This window comes from Paenibacillus sp. Z6-24 (assembly GCF_054161335.1).
This window is the reverse complement of sequence record NZ_CP096398.1, coordinates 2,796,512-2,813,378: the sequence shown is the minus strand read 5'-3', so window position 1 is coordinate 2,813,378 and position 16,867 is coordinate 2,796,512. Positions and strand designations below refer to the sequence as shown.

Below are 16,867 nucleotides of genomic sequence, written 5' to 3'. Positions count from 1 at the left end.
AACCTACAACTATACTTAAGGAATTGAAAGGAAATACTTATGAAAACAGCTAAAATGGTATTATCACTTGGAATGGCAGCACTATTCAGCCTGCCATTCGCAACTGCTTACGCAGAAAACAATACTCCCGTAAATCAGAAGCTGCAGCTGTCAACCAGTACTGCAGCCCAGAACATCGACTCTGGCTTTTTTCAACAGCAAAAAAAGGCAGTCATTCGTGATGCATCCGGCGATGCTGCGGAAAGTAATGAACAGTCCGCTTCTAGCACATTGGGCGTTCAGGCTGGAGAAGTTCAGCAATTAACGAATGCGGATTATACGTATATGACGGTGACAGGTGAAGTATACAGCTCCAAGCGTGGCTATCTGGGCGCTGCCAAACGAGATGACGAGGTTAATAATCTCACCAGTTCCACACAGTTCAATCCGAATAATACCTTCCCGGTTAATCAGATCAATGGTGGAACAACAGGTGCGTTTGAGCGACGCCAGCTCGGCTTTGAGGGATTTGACAGTATTACTTCGGATATTACACTTCCGGCTGTAAGTGGCCTGGGTGAAGGAGAGCAGCCATGGGTATATTATGGATTCGACTCGGAACGGGGCGCGATCGAAGCAGGTTATGCTTACCAGACCGGTACACATCGCTGGCTGCCATACATCCGTTCAAACGGATTCTATTACGGAGATTCGACCAATCAGAAGTATGATGGCAATCAGGTCAAAAACGTCAAATTCTATCTGTCCAAAACGGTAAGTACGGATACGTATTACAACGCCTATTTTGTTGTTAATAACACCCAGGTGCTGATTGCGCCAACCAAATGGACGGACAGCGATACGGATTCCACATCGGTCAAAAGAGTAACGTCCATTGCCAAAAAGGCGTTTGACGGCAATAATATCCAGGGAACAACGATGAACCAGCGCTACGAGAACGTGCAGGTGTCCCGCTTCAATGAAGAGCAGGCGTATCCATGGAGTCAATATACCGAATACACAGAGCAGCGTAATGGCAAATGGTACGGTACGCTTGATAACTCACCTGCCTATGTACATCGGAACTGGATTAACAGCTCCATTTTCAAATCAACCAATTAAGTGGAGTAACCAGCAGTAAATCGCATATCAGAATAATAGACGGCCTATTCGAATTCGGCGAGAATATATGCTGTAACGATTGTAAAAATACAGATTGCAACCATCTTGAGAATCGACCCTGGAATTATCAAAAAGGACAGGCAGGCGAAGAAATACGCCATGTCTGTCCTTTTTGATATGCAGTCTGCAATTTTACTTCTATATAACAGAGAAGAGTTTGCAATAATCCATTGTAAATTAACACATTATCAAGTTCATAAATCGTTCACTCGCTGTAGAATGAGCATGGAAGAAATAGTACTTCATGCCAGGAATGTTACCTGGCCTCATACATCGGACAGTACCTCGATCAGTTCAAGATGAACATCTACCGTATCGGTATCCTTTTCAAACTTTGGAACCGAGGTAAAGTAGTTATGCACAGCAGCCTGAAATTGCAGCTGGCGATCAGGAACCCGGACATCTACTGTCGGATTGTAGAGCAGGATGGTTACATCATGATATTCCTGACTGCCGGTAATCACAAAATCAAATGTAATCAGTCTAAGCTCTGCTGAATCGGGTTTACTGGCATCGACGAATTGCTTTTCCTCATAATGGAGTCCGTGAATCTCCAGATCGCCCAGCTGGATCAATACGGATGAATCGGAATGCGGCATAGTCAACGGTTCCTCCTTCATTAAATAGTCTGTTTCCCTCACTGTTACCCGGCTGCCGGGAGGTGTTAATCAGCAGGGGTATGGTACGCTAGGATTTTTGCTCAATTTGTGCTTGCAGCTGTCCGATCGCATCATCTATAGGCATCATAATCTGCGCATCTTCATTGTATCTGCGTACATTGACGCTGCCAGACTGTTGTTCCTTTTCCCCGACGACGAGAATGTAAGGAATCTTCTCCTGCTGGGCTTCACGCATTTTGTAACCGAGCTTATTGCCGCTGATATCGGCGTCGACTCGCAGCCCGGCATCGGACAGAATCTTCTTGACCTGTAGAGCGTAATCGATGTAATGATCGGACACAGGCAGAATTCTCGCCTGTACCGGAGCGAGCCACAGCGGGAATGCTCCTGCATAATGCTCAGTCAGAATACCGAGGAACCGGTCTACTGATCCGTAGATGGCCCGGTGGATTACGACTGGACGATGCTTTTGACTGTCCTCGCCGATATAGCTCAGATCAAACTTCTCCGGCATCTGGAAGTCCAGCTGGATAGTACCGCATTGCCAGCTGCGCTTGAGAGCATCAAGAATGTGAAAGTCGATCTTCGGTCCGTAAAAGGCACCGTCGCCTTCATTGAGACGATAATCGACGCCGCGTGCTTCCAGTACATTGCGCAGTGCCTGCTCGGCCTGGTCCCACAGCTCTTCAGAGCCCATGGAATCTTCCGGGCGAGTGGACAGTTCAATTTCATAATCGAAGCCAAAGACAGCATACATATCATCAATCAATTCCATCGCCTTGTGAATCTCGGCCTCCATCTGTTCAGGCAGAGCATAGATATGAGCATCATCCTGGCAGAATGTACGTACGCGCATCAGTCCGTTTAATGCGCCGGAGAATTCATGGCGGTGCACCTGTCCGAATTCCATCATCCGGATCGGCAGCTCGCGGTAGGAGCGCAGCTCGTTTTTGTAAATAAGCATATGCCCCGGACAGTTCATCGGCTTGAGGGCAAAGCTCTCCTGATCGACCTGTGAAAAGTACATATTGTCCTTGTAATGATCCCAGTGACCGGATTGCTCCCACAGCTGCTGATTCATCATGATCGGTGTACGAACTTCCTCGTAACCACGGCTCAGCTGCTGTCTGCGGGAGAAGTCTTCCAGCTCAGTACGCAGTGCCATACCTCTTGGCAGGTAAAAGGGCATTCCCGGTGCTTCATCCGAGAACATGAACAATTTGAGCTCACGTCCGAGTCGGCGGTGATCCCGCTTGCGGGCTTCCTCCAGCATGAGCAGATGGGACTGCAGCTGCGCTTTACCGGCAAAGGCAGTACCATAAATACGCTGCAGTACCGGATTCGCCGCATCACCGCGCCAATAGGCACCTGCTACACTCATCAGTTTGAAAGCCTGTAATTTGCCAGTGGAGGGAAGATGGGGACCGCGATCCAGATCGATAAATTCACCCTGGGTATATACGGAAAATGCGATATCCTCCGGCTGATCGCGGATCATCTCCAGTTTGTAATGTTCTTGCTGGGAAGTAAATAAGGCAATCGCTTCGTCCCGGTTCAATTCCTGCCGCTGGATCGGCAGATTCTCGGCAATAATTCGCTGCATTTCCTGCTCGATCTGCGGGAAATCGGCTGAAGAGAGAGGACGATCCAGCTCAAAGTCATAATAAAATCCATCGGCCACAGCAAGCCCGATTCCCAGCTTGACCTGCTCTGCACCGTACAGCCGCTTGATCGCCTGAGCGAGAATATGAGCGGCACTAACGCGGTAAATGGGAAGGCTGAGTTTATTTTCGGATGTAATAATCTCCAGTTTACAGTGATCCTGCAAAGGCGTACTGAGATCAACGAGCTGGCCGTTCACTTTGGCAGCAACCGCACTTTTGCCAAGACTGCTGCTGATCGAATGAGCGACCTCCCCGGCCGAAATGCCAGAATAAGCTTCACGGCTGGCACCGTTGGGCAGCTGAATCTGAATGGATTGTAAGTTGGGCATAATGTGTACCTCCAATGATTTAGTGGTTATCCGGTACAGGATGCCAGCTATCGGATGCTGCGATACAAGCAGCCTGACAGTGGACCGGCCGGATAAGATAAAGAACAAATAAGCGCAAAAAAGCACTCAATCTCAGAAGGGACGAGTGCGCTTGGCTCGTGGTTCCACCCTAATTCGACCTGCCTGCAGATGAATGGTCATTACAGAGCAGAGTCCTCATTGGAATCCGTTAACGGGGATTAGACGGTGGTATCTACTAAATGCCTGGACAGCGACAAAAGGAAGTGTGCAGATCTCTGATATACAGATTTCCACAAAGCACCCAAACGATCCGGCACCGGTTCAATATCACAGCTGCAAAGGGGTAATTCCTCAACCGTCGACTGAAGAAGCTCACAGCAGATGCTTCTCTCTCTGGACAGCGCATGAAGGGAATCATGTCTTTGGTCATTGCTGAAATGTGTTATTGGTTCTCGATTATAGGATTGGATTGGGGAAAGGTCAAGCTTAAATTTTGAGCTAAACACGACAGGGCAGTTAAATAGCAAAGAGAAAAATGACTATAAAAAGTGATTTATCATATTGCAAGTGAATTAATTCAAATGGAAAATAAAGGATTTAGAGAGAATGAGCTGCAATTTCAACCGTAATAGTTTCTTGAGAAGGAAGGACATTTACAAATTTTAATCTATAATAATTATTTCATTATATGAAAAATTCACAAAAAAGGAAAATTAAAAATAGGAACCTAGAACATATCTGCATATCCCATACTCCTAGAGTCGCCTAATCTACATTTATCAAGAAAAAAGAAAGTTAAGATCTTTATCCATAATCAAAAATTAAGAAAAGAAATAAGATGCATTTCAGTAGGGAACGCCAGTTAGAATTCAAAATGCAATGCCGTCTGCACGTTTGATACACAATCTTTTCAGACTATAAAAAAGCGCTATCTGCCTTCCATTCCGGCCGGATAGCGCTTTGGTCAAACTTTTGCAAAGGTGGTAACGGTAACACGTTGATCCTATACTCGTCAGAACATACTCACTAAAATTTCACATCAAATCCTCTATAGAATCGGGGATAATAGACGTGCAAAAGACTCCACGGTTTTCTGATAAAGCGGACGATTATTATAATCGGTCAGCGTGAGTACCTGGCTGTCCAGGATATCTTTGAGGAACAAATCTTCCAGCTGCTTGGCTGTCTGACTGTCGTAAATTACGGCATTAATTTCAAAATTCAGCTTGTAACTGCGAATATCCATATTCGCTGTACCGACCGAAGCGATTTTGCCATCAATCACCATTGTCTTGGCATGCAAAAATCCTTTTTCGTACAAATAGCAGTGTGCATCCAGTTCCAACAGTTCACGTAAATACGAGTAGGATGCCCAGTAGACCATCTGGTGATCCGGTTTCTTTGGAATCATCAGATGTACCTGTACTCCGGAAAGAATCGCCGACTTCATCGCAGTGACCATACTTTCATCCGGAATAAAATAAGGAGTCTGAATCATAATGCTTTCTTTGGCTTCATACATCATTTTGATATAGGAATATTTGATCGTCTCCAGACTGCTGTCCGGGCCGCTGGATACAATCTGCATTCCAATATTTCCGGTAAAAGGTTTGGATACCGCGAACAGTGAATAATCACCGGACATATGCGTATTGAGAGCCAGATGCCAGTCACGCAGGAAATGCGTCTGCATTTCCAAAATGGCCGAACCTTCCACCCGCAGATGGGTATCGCGCCAGTAACCGAACTTTTCCACCAGACCCAGGTACTCATCTCCGACATTGAAGCCGCCGACATAGCCGACCAGCCCATCGATAATCACGACTTTGCGGTGGTTGCGGTAATTAACTTTGAAGTTGATCAGGGGAATGCTTGGCGGGAAAAAGGCGGCGGCATGACCTCCTGCAGCCACAAACTCTTTGAGGAAAGACTTGTTCACTTTGGAGCTGCCCCAGGCATCATAGATCAGCCGGACGGTTACGCCTTCAAGCGCTTTGGCGGTCAGCGCATCCAGCAGCCTGCGACCAAGATCATCTTTCTGAATAATATAATACTGAATGTGAATATATTCCTGAGCCCTCGCAATGTCTTCAAAAAGGGCATCGAATTTCTCCCGGCCATCCGCAAAGATGCGTACCGCATTATCCTGCGTATACAGGGAATAATTGCTGATTAGATGAAGATGTACCAGCTCATGATAGCGACTGATGGATGAATCATTGAATTTGAATCTTTTTTCCTTGAATTCAATCCGCTGATCCTCAACCACCGATTCAATAATGGATCGGAATTCTTTGCGCAAGCGAAACCTTTTGACACGGCTAAGATTCTGCCCGAGAAACATATAGACGAGGAAGCCGGCAATCGGGATAAAGAGCAGTACCATCAACCAGGCCCAGGTCGCTCCCACATTACGCCGCTCCAGAAATACGATGAACAGTGCCAGAAAAAGGTTGATAGCAAGTAAAATCCAGGAGAAATTCGCATAAAAATCGGCCATTCCCAGCGTCCCACCTTAATTAACGTAGTAGATTATAAATAAACAGTTCACCAAACAGCATACCAAAAAAAACAATATTACACACTAAAAAATATAAAAGTTTATATTGTATCTCCTGCAGGATAACAGCGTCACAGGAAGGCAGCCATTCATCGACCAGAAAGCTTTATATTGCATCTCCACCTGCACTAATCTATAATGATAATCATTATCATTTATAAATGATTTCTGAATACATAAGCTGATGATTGGCAGCTGCCGGAGAATGTATCGGTCTATCATCTCAGTCTCAATATTGCATGAACATGAGGAGGTTTACCTACTAATGCAGCAACTCGAATTATATGATGTAACGATAATAGGAGGCGGCCCGGCCGGTTTATATAGTGCATTTTACAGTGGAATGCGTGATCTGAAGACCAAGATTATTGAATACAATCCAACACTGGGTGGGAAAATACTGATGTATCCCGAGAAAATCATCTGGGATGTGGGCGGAGTACCGCCGATCAGCGGAGAAGGTCTGATTCGCAATTTGACAGAGCAGGCAATGGTATTCGAACCGACTGTTGTATTGAATCAGCAGATTACCCGCTTGGAACGCCAGCCGGATGGCACGATTGTACTGCTGTCCCACACCGGTGAAGTCCATTATACCCGAACAGTGATTCTTGCAATGGGACATGGCATTCCCAAAATGCGCAAGCTGGAGCTTGCCGGAGCAGACCGCTATGAGGTAACCAATCTTCATTATACGGTGCAGGAACTGAATGTGTTTGCCGGTAAACATGTCGTAATCTCCGGTGGAGGCAATTCGGCGGTAGACTGGGCGAATGCACTGCAGCCGCTTGCTGCGAGTATTACGGTAGTGCATCGCCGCGAAGAGTTTGGCGGTCATGAACGCAATGTGCTCCAGATGAAGCAGAACTGTTCCCGGGTGCTCACGTCCTATGAACTGACCGGGCTTCAGGGAAAAGGAAGCCTGGTCGAAGAAGTGACGATTACTCATATCGAGACCGGTGAACAGGAGATTTTGTCTGTTGATGCGGTTATTGTTAATCACGGGCTGACGACCGATCTCAGTCCGCTGCTCAACTGGGGAATCAAGATGGATGACCATGGCAAGCCTGTGGTTGACGAGAAGCGGCAGACCAATTTGCCCGGTGTATTTGCAGCCGGCGATCTAATTCATTATGATGGCAAGCTGCATCTGATCAGCGGCGCGCTGGTAGATGGGGCAACCGCCGTGAACAGTGTAAAAAAACATCTGGAGCCTGAAGCGTATGATCAGGCCTATGTATCTTCACATAACAAGAAATTTGCAGAAAAGAACCGTCAGCTGGAGCAGCAGCCGATAAGAGCATAATTTAGAAATTCATTGTTGCGGCTGAATGGATAATCTGCGGCTGACATCGATCAAAGCCTGACCTTCCTGAGGTCAGGCTTTTGGTTGTGTTAATCGGGCCATAACAAAATACAGCATCCAAATATAAAGCAATATGGCTGCCGGCAGTCGCCAGATAGAAAATCGGATCTCTACATAGTAAGTGATACCTAAAAACGGAATTTAAATGTTTATTATATTAAAGCGCTTAAACTTCTGTTATATTAAGGATAGGATTAAATGTAATACTATGGAATTAATGCATCTATATTACATCCCGGGAGGTTGTACTATGTATAACATTCTAATTGTTGATAAAGAACCAATGATGATTCAGCTTTTGATGAAATTAATGATGTCCTCCGGTCTGAATATAGGACATATCTATACAACTTCCAGCGGAAAGGAAGCGATTACTTATGCCCGTGCCTATCATATTGATCTGCTGATCAGTGATATACATACACGTGATTTGGGCGGTATTGAACTCATGCAGCAGATTCGGATGCAGCAGCCGGATATCCAGCTGATCGTCATATCCGCGCATGAACAATTTGAATATGCCCAGACGGCCATCAGGCTCGGTGTGCGCAATTATCTCATCAAGCCGCTGGACTCTGCGCAGTTCCTCGACTCGATCCGAGAAGTGCTTATTCATCTGGATAAACCGGCTGCCGCCGAGCGGAGTGAAGGTCAGTCGCTGTATACCGTCCCTGCAGGCTTTGCCCGTTTTAAAATGGAACGATTGTCAGAGCAGGAATATGAGCTGCTGAGCAAGCTGCTGACCGACTCGATCCAATTTGAAGAGCAGAAACAACTGCAGCAGTATATAGCGCTGAAAGGCCCCTATTATGCAATGCTGAAAATGAATTTCGACGGCATCCAGTTTGCCGGGAGTACCGGACAGCCGGAGGATTACCGGTGGCTTTGTTATGCGATATGGAATGTGACCGAGGAACTGCTGGAAGTGGAAGACCAGGAAAACACGCTTATTTTCGAGTCGGGAGACAAGGAACTAAGCATTATTTTCCAATGGAGAGAGACGGATGCGGCCGATCGGATGTCCCATATTATCCGCCAGCTGGAAGCGCTCGGTCAGAGTCTGCATTTTCATATTCATAAATTCCTGCGTATTCCCTGCGTGATTGGCATCAGCCAGATTCTGAAAGGCATTCATTTTTTGAGCCAGCTGAATATGCAGACGGATCGTGCAATTGATTTGCATCATGAGTATCAGGATCATTATGTATTTTATTATGGTAAATATCACTGGAAAACAATCCGGCCGACAGCAGAGGCCGAAACGGAATGCCTGCGTAACAACCTGATCGTCTCCCAGGTCAAATCCTATATCGATAATTACTATAATCAGAAAGGGCTGACCATCCACGAAGTGGCTCGAAAAAATCATGTGAGCCCCAATTATCTGAGCTATCTGTTCAAAAAATATACCGGGTTCAAGTTATGGGAGTACGTAATCAAGCTGCGCATGGAGGAAAGCCGTGAACTGCTGACGAGTACCGATCTACGCCGCTATGAAGTGGCTGACAAGGTTGGTTATGAATCTCCAGAGCACTTCAGCAAAATTTTCAAAAAATACTATGGCATCAGTCCAAGCGAATTCAAACAGCTCCAGGCCTAGATTGGTAAGCCCAAAATTCATCTTGGTGACTTTATCCTGCAAGAAAGTCGTAAACAATAAATAATTGTTGACCTTGACGTTACGTCAAGGTCTATTCTTCGTTTAAGACATTCATACACCCATCCATCAAAAGAAAATTGGAGGAGATTCAGTTGAGTATACGAATTCGCAATGCCACTATTATCACCATGTGCAGTACTTATCCGGAGCCATTTCAAGGAGATATTATTATCCATGGAGACCGGATTGAAGCGATTGTCCCGGCACAAACAAGCGGAGAACCTTATTCAGATTATGTACCTCATGAGAAAGAAGGACAGATCATTGATGGCAGAGGTATGGCTGTAATGCCCGGACTGATCAATGCCCACCAGCATACTCCGATGAACCTGCTCAAAGGCTTCTCGGATGATTTGAAGCTGATGGACTGGCTCGAGCAAAAAATGTTCCCGGCAGAAGCACGAATGACGGCCGAGGATATCTACTGGGGCAGTAAGCTGTCCATGATCGAGATGATTCGCTCGGGTACAACGACATTTGCCGATATGTACATTCATATGAATGAGATCGCTTCTGCTGTTGAAGAGACCGGGATGAGGGCTTCCCTGACACGCGGGCTTGTCTTCGGTGATGATCGTGCGGAGGAGCGGATCGTGGAAGCGGTTGATCTGGTGCAGCGCTGGCAGGGAGCAGCAGACGGGCGGATTACGACCATGTTCGGTCCTCATGCGCCTTATACCTGTCCGCCGGAGAGGATACGCGAGATTATCGCTTTGGCTGAACAGTATGACCGGCCTGTTCATATCCATCTGGCAGAGACAGTTGAGGAAGTATCCATCATCCGGGAGCGATACCGGCAGACGCCGGCAGAGTACCTGTATCAGCTGGGACTGTTCGAAACACTCCATGTAATGTTGGCCCATGGCGTGCATCTGAATCACCGTGATATTGGTTATTTGCGCGGAATGCGAGGAGGAGTCGTGCATAACCCTGTCAGTAATCTGAAGCTTGGCTGCGGTATTGCACCGGTTGTAGCTTTACAGCAGCAGGGCATTACGATAGGGCTGGGCACGGATGGTGCCGGAAGTGCGACTACACTGGATATGTTCGTCGAGATCAAGGCTGCGGCATGGATGCAAAAGCTCGATTATGGCGATCCGACCCGACTGTCTGCTTATGAAGCTCTACAGCTGGCAACTGTCGGGAGTGCAAGACTGCTCGGCCTCGATCATGAGACAGGCACACTGGAATCCGGCAAAAAGGCGGATATAATTATGATCAATCTGCTCCAGCCCCATCTGCAGCCTGTACATCATCTCTACTCGACACTCGCTTATGCAGCTGTAGGAGGAGATGTGCATACAACTATCGTAAACGGCCAGTTGCTAATGCGTAACCGGCAGCTGCTTACCCTGGACGAAGCGAAAGTGCTGGAAGAGGCAGGGACAAGAGCAAAGCGGATTGTAGCAGGCATTTGATCATCCGCTTGAGGAATAAATGCAAATATGAAAATACAGCCGGATTACTCGTCAGCGGGGAATCCGGCTGTATTGATTTGTGTAAATTTTACACTGGGTTAACAAAAGTGTTAAACTAGCTAACGGTAAAAGCGACTATCGCTGCATAGACGCCTGAAGTACATAGGTGCATAGGACATTCAACAACAGGAGGTAATCACAGAACATGTCAGAGCTGGACTATGAGATTTTTCGATGGATTAATGGAGGGGCAAGTCATGCTGCCTTCTGGAATCCGTTAATGATTTTCCTTTCCAAATATGCAGTGCTGCTGTTTATGATTGGAGCGGTTGTATACTGGTTTACGCGTGCACGGGCGAATCGGAGAATGATTACGGAAGCGCTGGTATCCGCTGCTATTGGAGTCACGGTTAACTGGATACTTGGAGAATTATTTTACAGAGAGCGGCCGTTTGTTACCCATGAGGTTATTCAGTTGGTGCACCATGAAGCCAATGCTTCCTTTCCGAGTACGCATTCGTTGGGGTCTTTTGTCATTGCGATGACCATATGGCAGTTTCGGCGTCGTGATGGATGGATGTGGTTGGTGCTGGCCGCAGGCATTGCGCTCAGCCGGGTATGGACCGGTGTCCATTATCCGGGTGACGTATTGGCCGGTGCATTGATTGGTGTGCTCGTATCGGTACTCGTGCACCGGATGTTTGCACGTATCTCGCTGGCTAATAGTCTGATGGAGCTGGGCATTTACGGATATGAACGTCTGGAAATGAAAATATGGCCACGCTATAGAAAACGCAGCCGCCATCATTCCATGCATCGCTAACGCTATTTAACATTAATCCAAATAAAACCCAAATCTGCAGCCGACACCATGCCGGTTAGACAGATTTGGGTTTTATTGTTGCTGATGTACCGTAAAGAAAGAAAACTCTTATTCAACCATGTACCTGATCGTTCAGATAATAGATTGTATGAGAACCTTGTTGTTACCTGACGGGTAGGAATTGATATTAGGCTTTTTCCGCCTGTACCATGCGCACCAGCATGTGTGCCAGTTTATGGCGTTGGTCTTCATCGCCGACTTTCCATAGTTCATACAGCAATTTTTCTTCGCTGTTTTGTGGTTCTTCGTGCTTGGCAAGATAGTCTGCGATCTTCTGCGCAACTTTGGCCATGCTTTCTTCACTAAGTCCGATGCTTTCTGCCATACGAATACGCTTGCCGAGGTAGGATTTGAAGTTTTCAAAATCGTCCAGAATCTGTTTCTTGCGTTCGTCACTGATTCTATCCATTACCGGTTCTACCTGATCAGTGGACACTTGTCCGGCTTTGTTCACGACATGTGGTTGTTCTGACATGATGTAATTCCTCCTCAAAAATTGTAATTTGGCTTCCCTCATATATATAACCATCATCTCAATAACGAATCGGAAGCTATAGAAAATCCCTGTATAACAAGGTTTTAAGACTAGGTATTAATTTTGTAAATCAGTATTAACATTATTGCAACTTTTTCAAGCTCATATCCGTATATAGTAGGGTTAGGAAGCAAGCAAGAAACAGATGTGGTCGGAACGCTATTTTATCTTAATTTTATTAATAAAAATACGAATTGGAAAAAATTGAATGGTTCTTGAAAAAGGCAATCTGGTTAATAAGAGTTACACACCGCTTAAAGCTCAGCGGAAATCCATACCGAATGAATGGTATGCCAATCACAAGCAACAGGTTATTGTCAGCCGATACTGCTGACTGACCAATTAGAAGGGGAGATGCAGCGATGATTAAAACAATGATGGGAATTTTTGGAGCGGGTGCTGCTTCTTTAATCTTTTTGACTTCGGGCAGCTTGAGTCAGACCGGAGCGGTCAGTACAGCTGAGGCCTCAACTGTAATTCAGAGTGTATATCAGAATACGTATGCCGAAGATACCACTCCGGCAGATGGAACGTACACCGTATTCATTAACGAAATCAAACGTGACAGTAATGGTGGATTCGATCTTACGATTGATCCGATTAACTGGTACACCGGCGAAGCGGCCAACAAAGTATTTACCAAAGAAAATCCGGACAGCGGCATTGATGGTGCGCCAGACGGTTACTACATTACCAATACCGATACAACAACCTTTAATTATACAGCTCCAGCAAATGCACAAGTATTGATGCAGATTTACGATCATACCGGTCGCTGGGAAGATATTGATACCAAATGGAATGAACCGGTGAGCATGTCCAAGCTGAATGCCATTTTCAAAAAGCCGGATTTGCTGGATCCAACGGTGTTCCCGTATCATATTACCGTCAAGGATGGAGCGGTTGTGAAAATCGTTCAGCAATTCATCCCTTGAATCGGCGGTTGGAAGGAAAGATTGTCTGATACCTGCCGACCAGAAAGCGTGAATGTGGATGATTGCAATAGGTTTATTATTTGATTTAAGAGGTTTACTGTTATTTGACCTAAGGAATCGTTACTCTGGCGCAATCTTCTGTAGCCGGCTCTGGCGATTCCTTTTTTGATGAAAAAGCAACAAGGGTCATTGTGAATGACAGGAGAGCATATGTAAGTTTTATTACCGGGCTGAAATCTGTTATGATTTTAGTAGAGGCTCTCTTGTCATGCAGCCGTTTGCTGCAACTTTTGGCTTGAAGATGCGTTACACTATTGAGGAGGTGCATTAACGATGCAACTAAATAAGCAATCATTGTTCAAACGAATTCCATTTGCATTTATCCTGCTTGCAGGGGTACTGCTTTTGGCAGCCTGTGGCAATAAGGCAGAACAGCAGCCAGCTGCAGCTCCGGCTCCGACCACCAGTACAGAAGCTGAAGTGACCGAGCAGGCCCCAGCGGCACCAGCCACAACGACGACGCCGGAAGACAGCAGTAAAGCTGCAACCGGTAATGAAACGGCTCCGAAGACGGATGACGGTACAACCAGTGAAGGTACGACCAAAGGTACAACCGATACGGCAGCAGGGGACGATACAACTGCCAATGCGGAGACTCAGGTTGCTGCCGGTACATTCTCCGGGCTTGCAGATGAGCATTCTGCCGAGATTATGGTAGATGGTACTCCTGTAGTATATCAGCTGAATGACAGCGTACAGAGCGCGATGAGCAAAATAAAAGAAGGCTCCGAGATCACTTTCAAGTATACGGAAAAACCGATCCCTGGTGATGCAACTACGAAGCTGAGAACTATTGTGGAAGTAGAGCAATCCAAATAATTTCGGACTGTAATGGACCAGATTCCGGCATTAGCAGTCAAGCAGGCAAATGCTTGGAACCAGCATAAATGCAAAAAGAACCCCTTGATCTGCCAACGCGGATCAAGGGGTTCTTTTGTATACTCATATAGGTGATATAGGTGAAAGTCAATTTATTCGTGACACCTGAATTTGCTTGCTATAACGTCTCGACCGGACGCGGTCTACGGGATACCAATCGTACCAGATCAATCGTGAGAATCGGAAGCGGGATGCCTGCCGGGTAAGCCAGATAGCGTCCTTCCCATTCTGGCGAGAATTTCTCCTTATAGCGGCGAAGACCTTCAAATCCGTACCAGTGACCTCCGTACTGGAAAACCAGCCGGGCAAGTTTCTCTTCCCTGTGGGCATTCATATTCTCTCCAACGCTGGAGAGCGGGGACATACCAAGATTAAAGTAGGCATATCCGCTTTCCTTGGCCCATTCAATCAGACGGACAAACAGCACATCCATCGTACCGTTCGGTGTATCATTCAAATGGCGCATTAGATCGATCGAGATCACCCTGTGATTATCATAAGCCGGTGCCAGGGTAGCAAAAGCCAGAATTTGATGCTCCGCATCACGCAGCAGGGCAATTGGGGACTGTTGAATATAATGTTCATTAAACCAGCCTAGAGAATAGGCTTTCTCTTTGCGGTCTCCAAGCCACTCATCAGAGATAACACGCAGTTCTGCCAGCAGTTCGGATGAGAATGGTGGCTGCAGGACTTCGAACTGTTGACCCTCGCGCTCGGATTTGTTTTTGGCAGTACGCAGACCCTGATTGCTTTTGCCGGATAATGTGAATTTATCGAGAGGCACCAGTGCCTCTTCACCCAGTTTGAAGAAATTATAGCCATTTTCATGATAAATGGACAGATATTCCGGTGCCGCCTGGTAAAAGACGACGGTTAGCGCAAAATGATCCGCATAACGCTGGAACTCCTGAATGGCAGCACCGACCAAACTTTTCTCACCGATCGGATCTCCGAGCACGACCAGCTTATCTCGGACGCGTGCATAAGGGATCAGAATCTGGTCATTTTGTGCCCAGTAGAATGACTTGTCACCTAGATACAGCAGATGGGTAAGCAGATTTCCCTGTTCCTTTTGCAGGAAGGCAGTGAACTTATCCATCTCCTCCGGCGTTGGACGATCCTCGATATGACGATTCGGACGCAGTGCAAAGATGGCTGCCAGCAGGACAAGAGCTCCGATAAAACCAACCGCGGCGGTAATCGCATATTCATGCGGGTCCAGGAACCATTGCTGGGCGCGCAGCGGTAGATGACGCAGCAGCGCAGGATGAATCTGTGTACCGACTATATAATAGGACAGGGACGAGACAGAGGCCAGAACGATCCAGATCACGATATTCCGCGGCGCAATGCTCACGCTTTCCCGGTTAAATCGAGCCCGGGATACCCACAAAATCATAGCAACGACCAGCAAAATGATCGCTTCTTCATAATCGAATCCTTTGGCAAAGGTAAAGATCGCACCCGCAAGCAGCAGCCCGGCCGTCCATACAAAGGCGCGCCGGATTCGCATAGAAATCGCACGGGAGACGATAATCAGCATAATACCAATCACCACCGACAGCTGTTCGGAAAAACGCATAATCGGCAGCGACAGAATATGTTCCATAAACCGCAGACGCTCGATCAGTCCCGGTGTTGCTGCGGATAGCAGCAAAATAATGCCGCTGGCGAGTACCAGCTTGCCGAGTGCCCATGCACCCAGGTCACCTAGGAAACCAAACTGTGATGGCCAACCCCAGAATTTGAGCCAGACACTGCGTGAAGCATCATAACCGGTCGTCACCATCTCCTTCATCTGCTTGCGGCTTGGTGTAATCTCGAAGGCTGCCAGTACCAGACCGATCAGCCACGGGACCAGGAAGTAGAAAATACGAAATAGCAGAAGGGCGGTAATCGCAGGGGTCGTATCAACACCGAGAGACTGCAGACCAAGCAGGGCTGTCAGGTCAAATGCCCCGATACCGCCTGGTGCCATACTGATAATACCGGCAATTGCTGCAACGATATACACACCAATCGTATCCTGCAGTGGCAGATGGGCCAGATCGTGATAGATAACGATCCAGAACAACAGACCGGCACAGGCCCATTCCAGAAAGGAGGCTATCAACGAAGCGATAATGACTTTCCAGGGAAGCTTGCCTTCTCCTTTGTGGAACCATTTGGCAAACAGGGATGAACGCTGCATCAGTAGAAAGAACGGCAGATACAGGGAAATTCCCCATACCGCCCAGCGCAGCCATGGGTGGCTGTTGAATAGCGGCTCAGCCGGGAAGACACCGACAATGGTCAGCCAGCCGAGCAGCGACAGGCCCACCAGTATCATCGGAGAAAGAAACAGCACCGCTGCTCCCATCGTTTTCATCGGTATGCCGCTTTTCTTGTACAGAATTGTACGCAGACCGACACCGGTAAGTCCGGCAAATCCAATCATGTTATTGAACGTATTGGCGATCCAGGCGTAACGGAAAGTGGCCTTCCAGTTCACATCCAGTTTGAAATGATGACGCAGCAGGTAATCATACGTACTCATCACCGATACCGCAACAAAGGAAGCGATCAGAATCTGAATAATCGCGGACGGAGGCATATGACGCAGTTCAAAGAACACACTGGCCAGATTAATATGTTCGATTTCTTTTCGTCCTTGCACATAAATAACAGCAAGGATAATCAGGGGAATAAGTATTTTGATAATTCTGGCCCTGAATAAGGCAGTCAACAGCTGCAGGATCTTAAGTTTGCGTAAAGACTCTCTCATGGGGTATTTAAC

12 protein-coding genes are annotated in these 16,867 nt (G+C 46.9%); 7 read left to right on the top strand and 5 right to left on the bottom strand.

From position 1 onward, the window contains the following. Nucleotides 1-39 precede the first annotated feature (39 nt). Complete coding sequence (locus tag M1D61_RS12105; protein WP_458118788.1) at nucleotides 40-1,101, top strand: hypothetical protein; 1,062 nt, start codon at nucleotides 40-42, stop codon at nucleotides 1,099-1,101. A 326-nt stretch (nucleotides 1,102-1,427) separates the two neighbouring features. On the opposite strand, the gene M1D61_RS12100 is transcribed toward M1D61_RS12105, so the two are convergent. The 3 genes from M1D61_RS12100 to cls form a co-directional block, all read right to left on the bottom strand. Continuing rightward, a complete protein-coding gene (locus M1D61_RS12100; RefSeq protein WP_458122494.1) occupies nucleotides 1,428-1,760 on the bottom strand; it encodes a DUF3219 family protein in 333 nt (110 codons plus the stop codon). 88 nt (nucleotides 1,761-1,848) lie between these two features. Next, nucleotides 1,849-3,774, bottom strand: a complete 1,926-nt coding sequence (thrS, locus tag M1D61_RS12095; RefSeq protein WP_458118786.1) for a threonine--tRNA ligase — start codon at nucleotides 3,772-3,774, stop codon at nucleotides 1,849-1,851. A gap of 1,069 nt (nucleotides 3,775-4,843) precedes the next feature. Then, nucleotides 4,844-6,295 carry a cardiolipin synthase gene (gene cls, locus M1D61_RS12090; RefSeq protein WP_458118784.1) on the bottom strand — a complete coding sequence of 484 codons (1,452 nt, stop codon included), beginning with the start codon at nucleotides 6,293-6,295 and terminating at the stop codon, nucleotides 4,844-4,846. A 325-nt stretch (nucleotides 6,296-6,620) separates the two neighbouring features. On the opposite strand from cls, the gene M1D61_RS12085 reads away from it, so the two are divergent. The 4 genes from M1D61_RS12085 (at nucleotide 6,621) to M1D61_RS12070 (ending at nucleotide 11,622) form a co-directional block, all read left to right on the top strand. Beyond that, the gene (locus M1D61_RS12085) at nucleotides 6,621-7,661 is read left to right on the top strand and encodes an NAD(P)/FAD-dependent oxidoreductase (RefSeq protein WP_458118782.1); all 1,041 of its coding nucleotides are present in this window, start codon (nucleotides 6,621-6,623) and stop codon (nucleotides 7,659-7,661) included. A gap of 310 nt (nucleotides 7,662-7,971) precedes the next feature. Beyond that, complete coding sequence (locus tag M1D61_RS12080) at nucleotides 7,972-9,321, top strand: response regulator transcription factor (RefSeq protein WP_458118780.1); 1,350 nt, start codon at nucleotides 7,972-7,974, stop codon at nucleotides 9,319-9,321. Nucleotides 9,322-9,473: 152 nt separating this feature from the next. Then, nucleotides 9,474-10,799, top strand: coding sequence for an amidohydrolase (locus tag M1D61_RS12075; RefSeq protein WP_458118778.1), 1,326 nt, complete (start codon nucleotides 9,474-9,476; stop codon nucleotides 10,797-10,799). A 205-nt stretch (nucleotides 10,800-11,004) separates the two neighbouring features. Further along, nucleotides 11,005-11,622: an undecaprenyl-diphosphatase gene (locus tag M1D61_RS12070; RefSeq protein WP_458118776.1), complete on the top strand. Its 618-nt coding sequence runs from the start codon at nucleotides 11,005-11,007 to the stop codon at nucleotides 11,620-11,622. Between the two features lie 187 nt (nucleotides 11,623-11,809). Here the strand turns inward: M1D61_RS12070 and M1D61_RS12065 are convergent, their stop codons facing one another. Beyond that, nucleotides 11,810-12,157: a DUF3243 family protein gene (locus tag M1D61_RS12065; RefSeq protein WP_458118774.1), complete on the bottom strand. Its 348-nt coding sequence runs from the start codon at nucleotides 12,155-12,157 to the stop codon at nucleotides 11,810-11,812. A gap of 422 nt (nucleotides 12,158-12,579) precedes the next feature. Between M1D61_RS12065 and M1D61_RS12060 the strand changes: the two genes are divergently transcribed. Both M1D61_RS12060 and M1D61_RS12055 read left to right on the top strand, forming a co-directional pair. Continuing rightward, on the top strand, nucleotides 12,580-13,152 hold the full coding sequence (locus tag M1D61_RS12060; protein WP_458118772.1) for a hypothetical protein: 573 nt from the start codon (nucleotides 12,580-12,582) through the stop codon (nucleotides 13,150-13,152). A 333-nt stretch (nucleotides 13,153-13,485) separates the two neighbouring features. Continuing rightward, nucleotides 13,486-14,031: a hypothetical protein gene (locus M1D61_RS12055; RefSeq protein ID WP_458118770.1), complete on the top strand. Its 546-nt coding sequence runs from the start codon at nucleotides 13,486-13,488 to the stop codon at nucleotides 14,029-14,031. 178 nt (nucleotides 14,032-14,209) lie between these two features. Here the strand turns inward: M1D61_RS12055 and mprF are convergent, their stop codons facing one another. Beyond that, entirely contained in the window at nucleotides 14,210-16,855 is a 2,646-nt protein-coding gene (mprF, locus tag M1D61_RS12050) for a bifunctional lysylphosphatidylglycerol flippase/synthetase MprF (protein ID WP_458118768.1), read from the bottom strand. Between the last annotated feature and the right edge of the window lie 12 nt (nucleotides 16,856-16,867).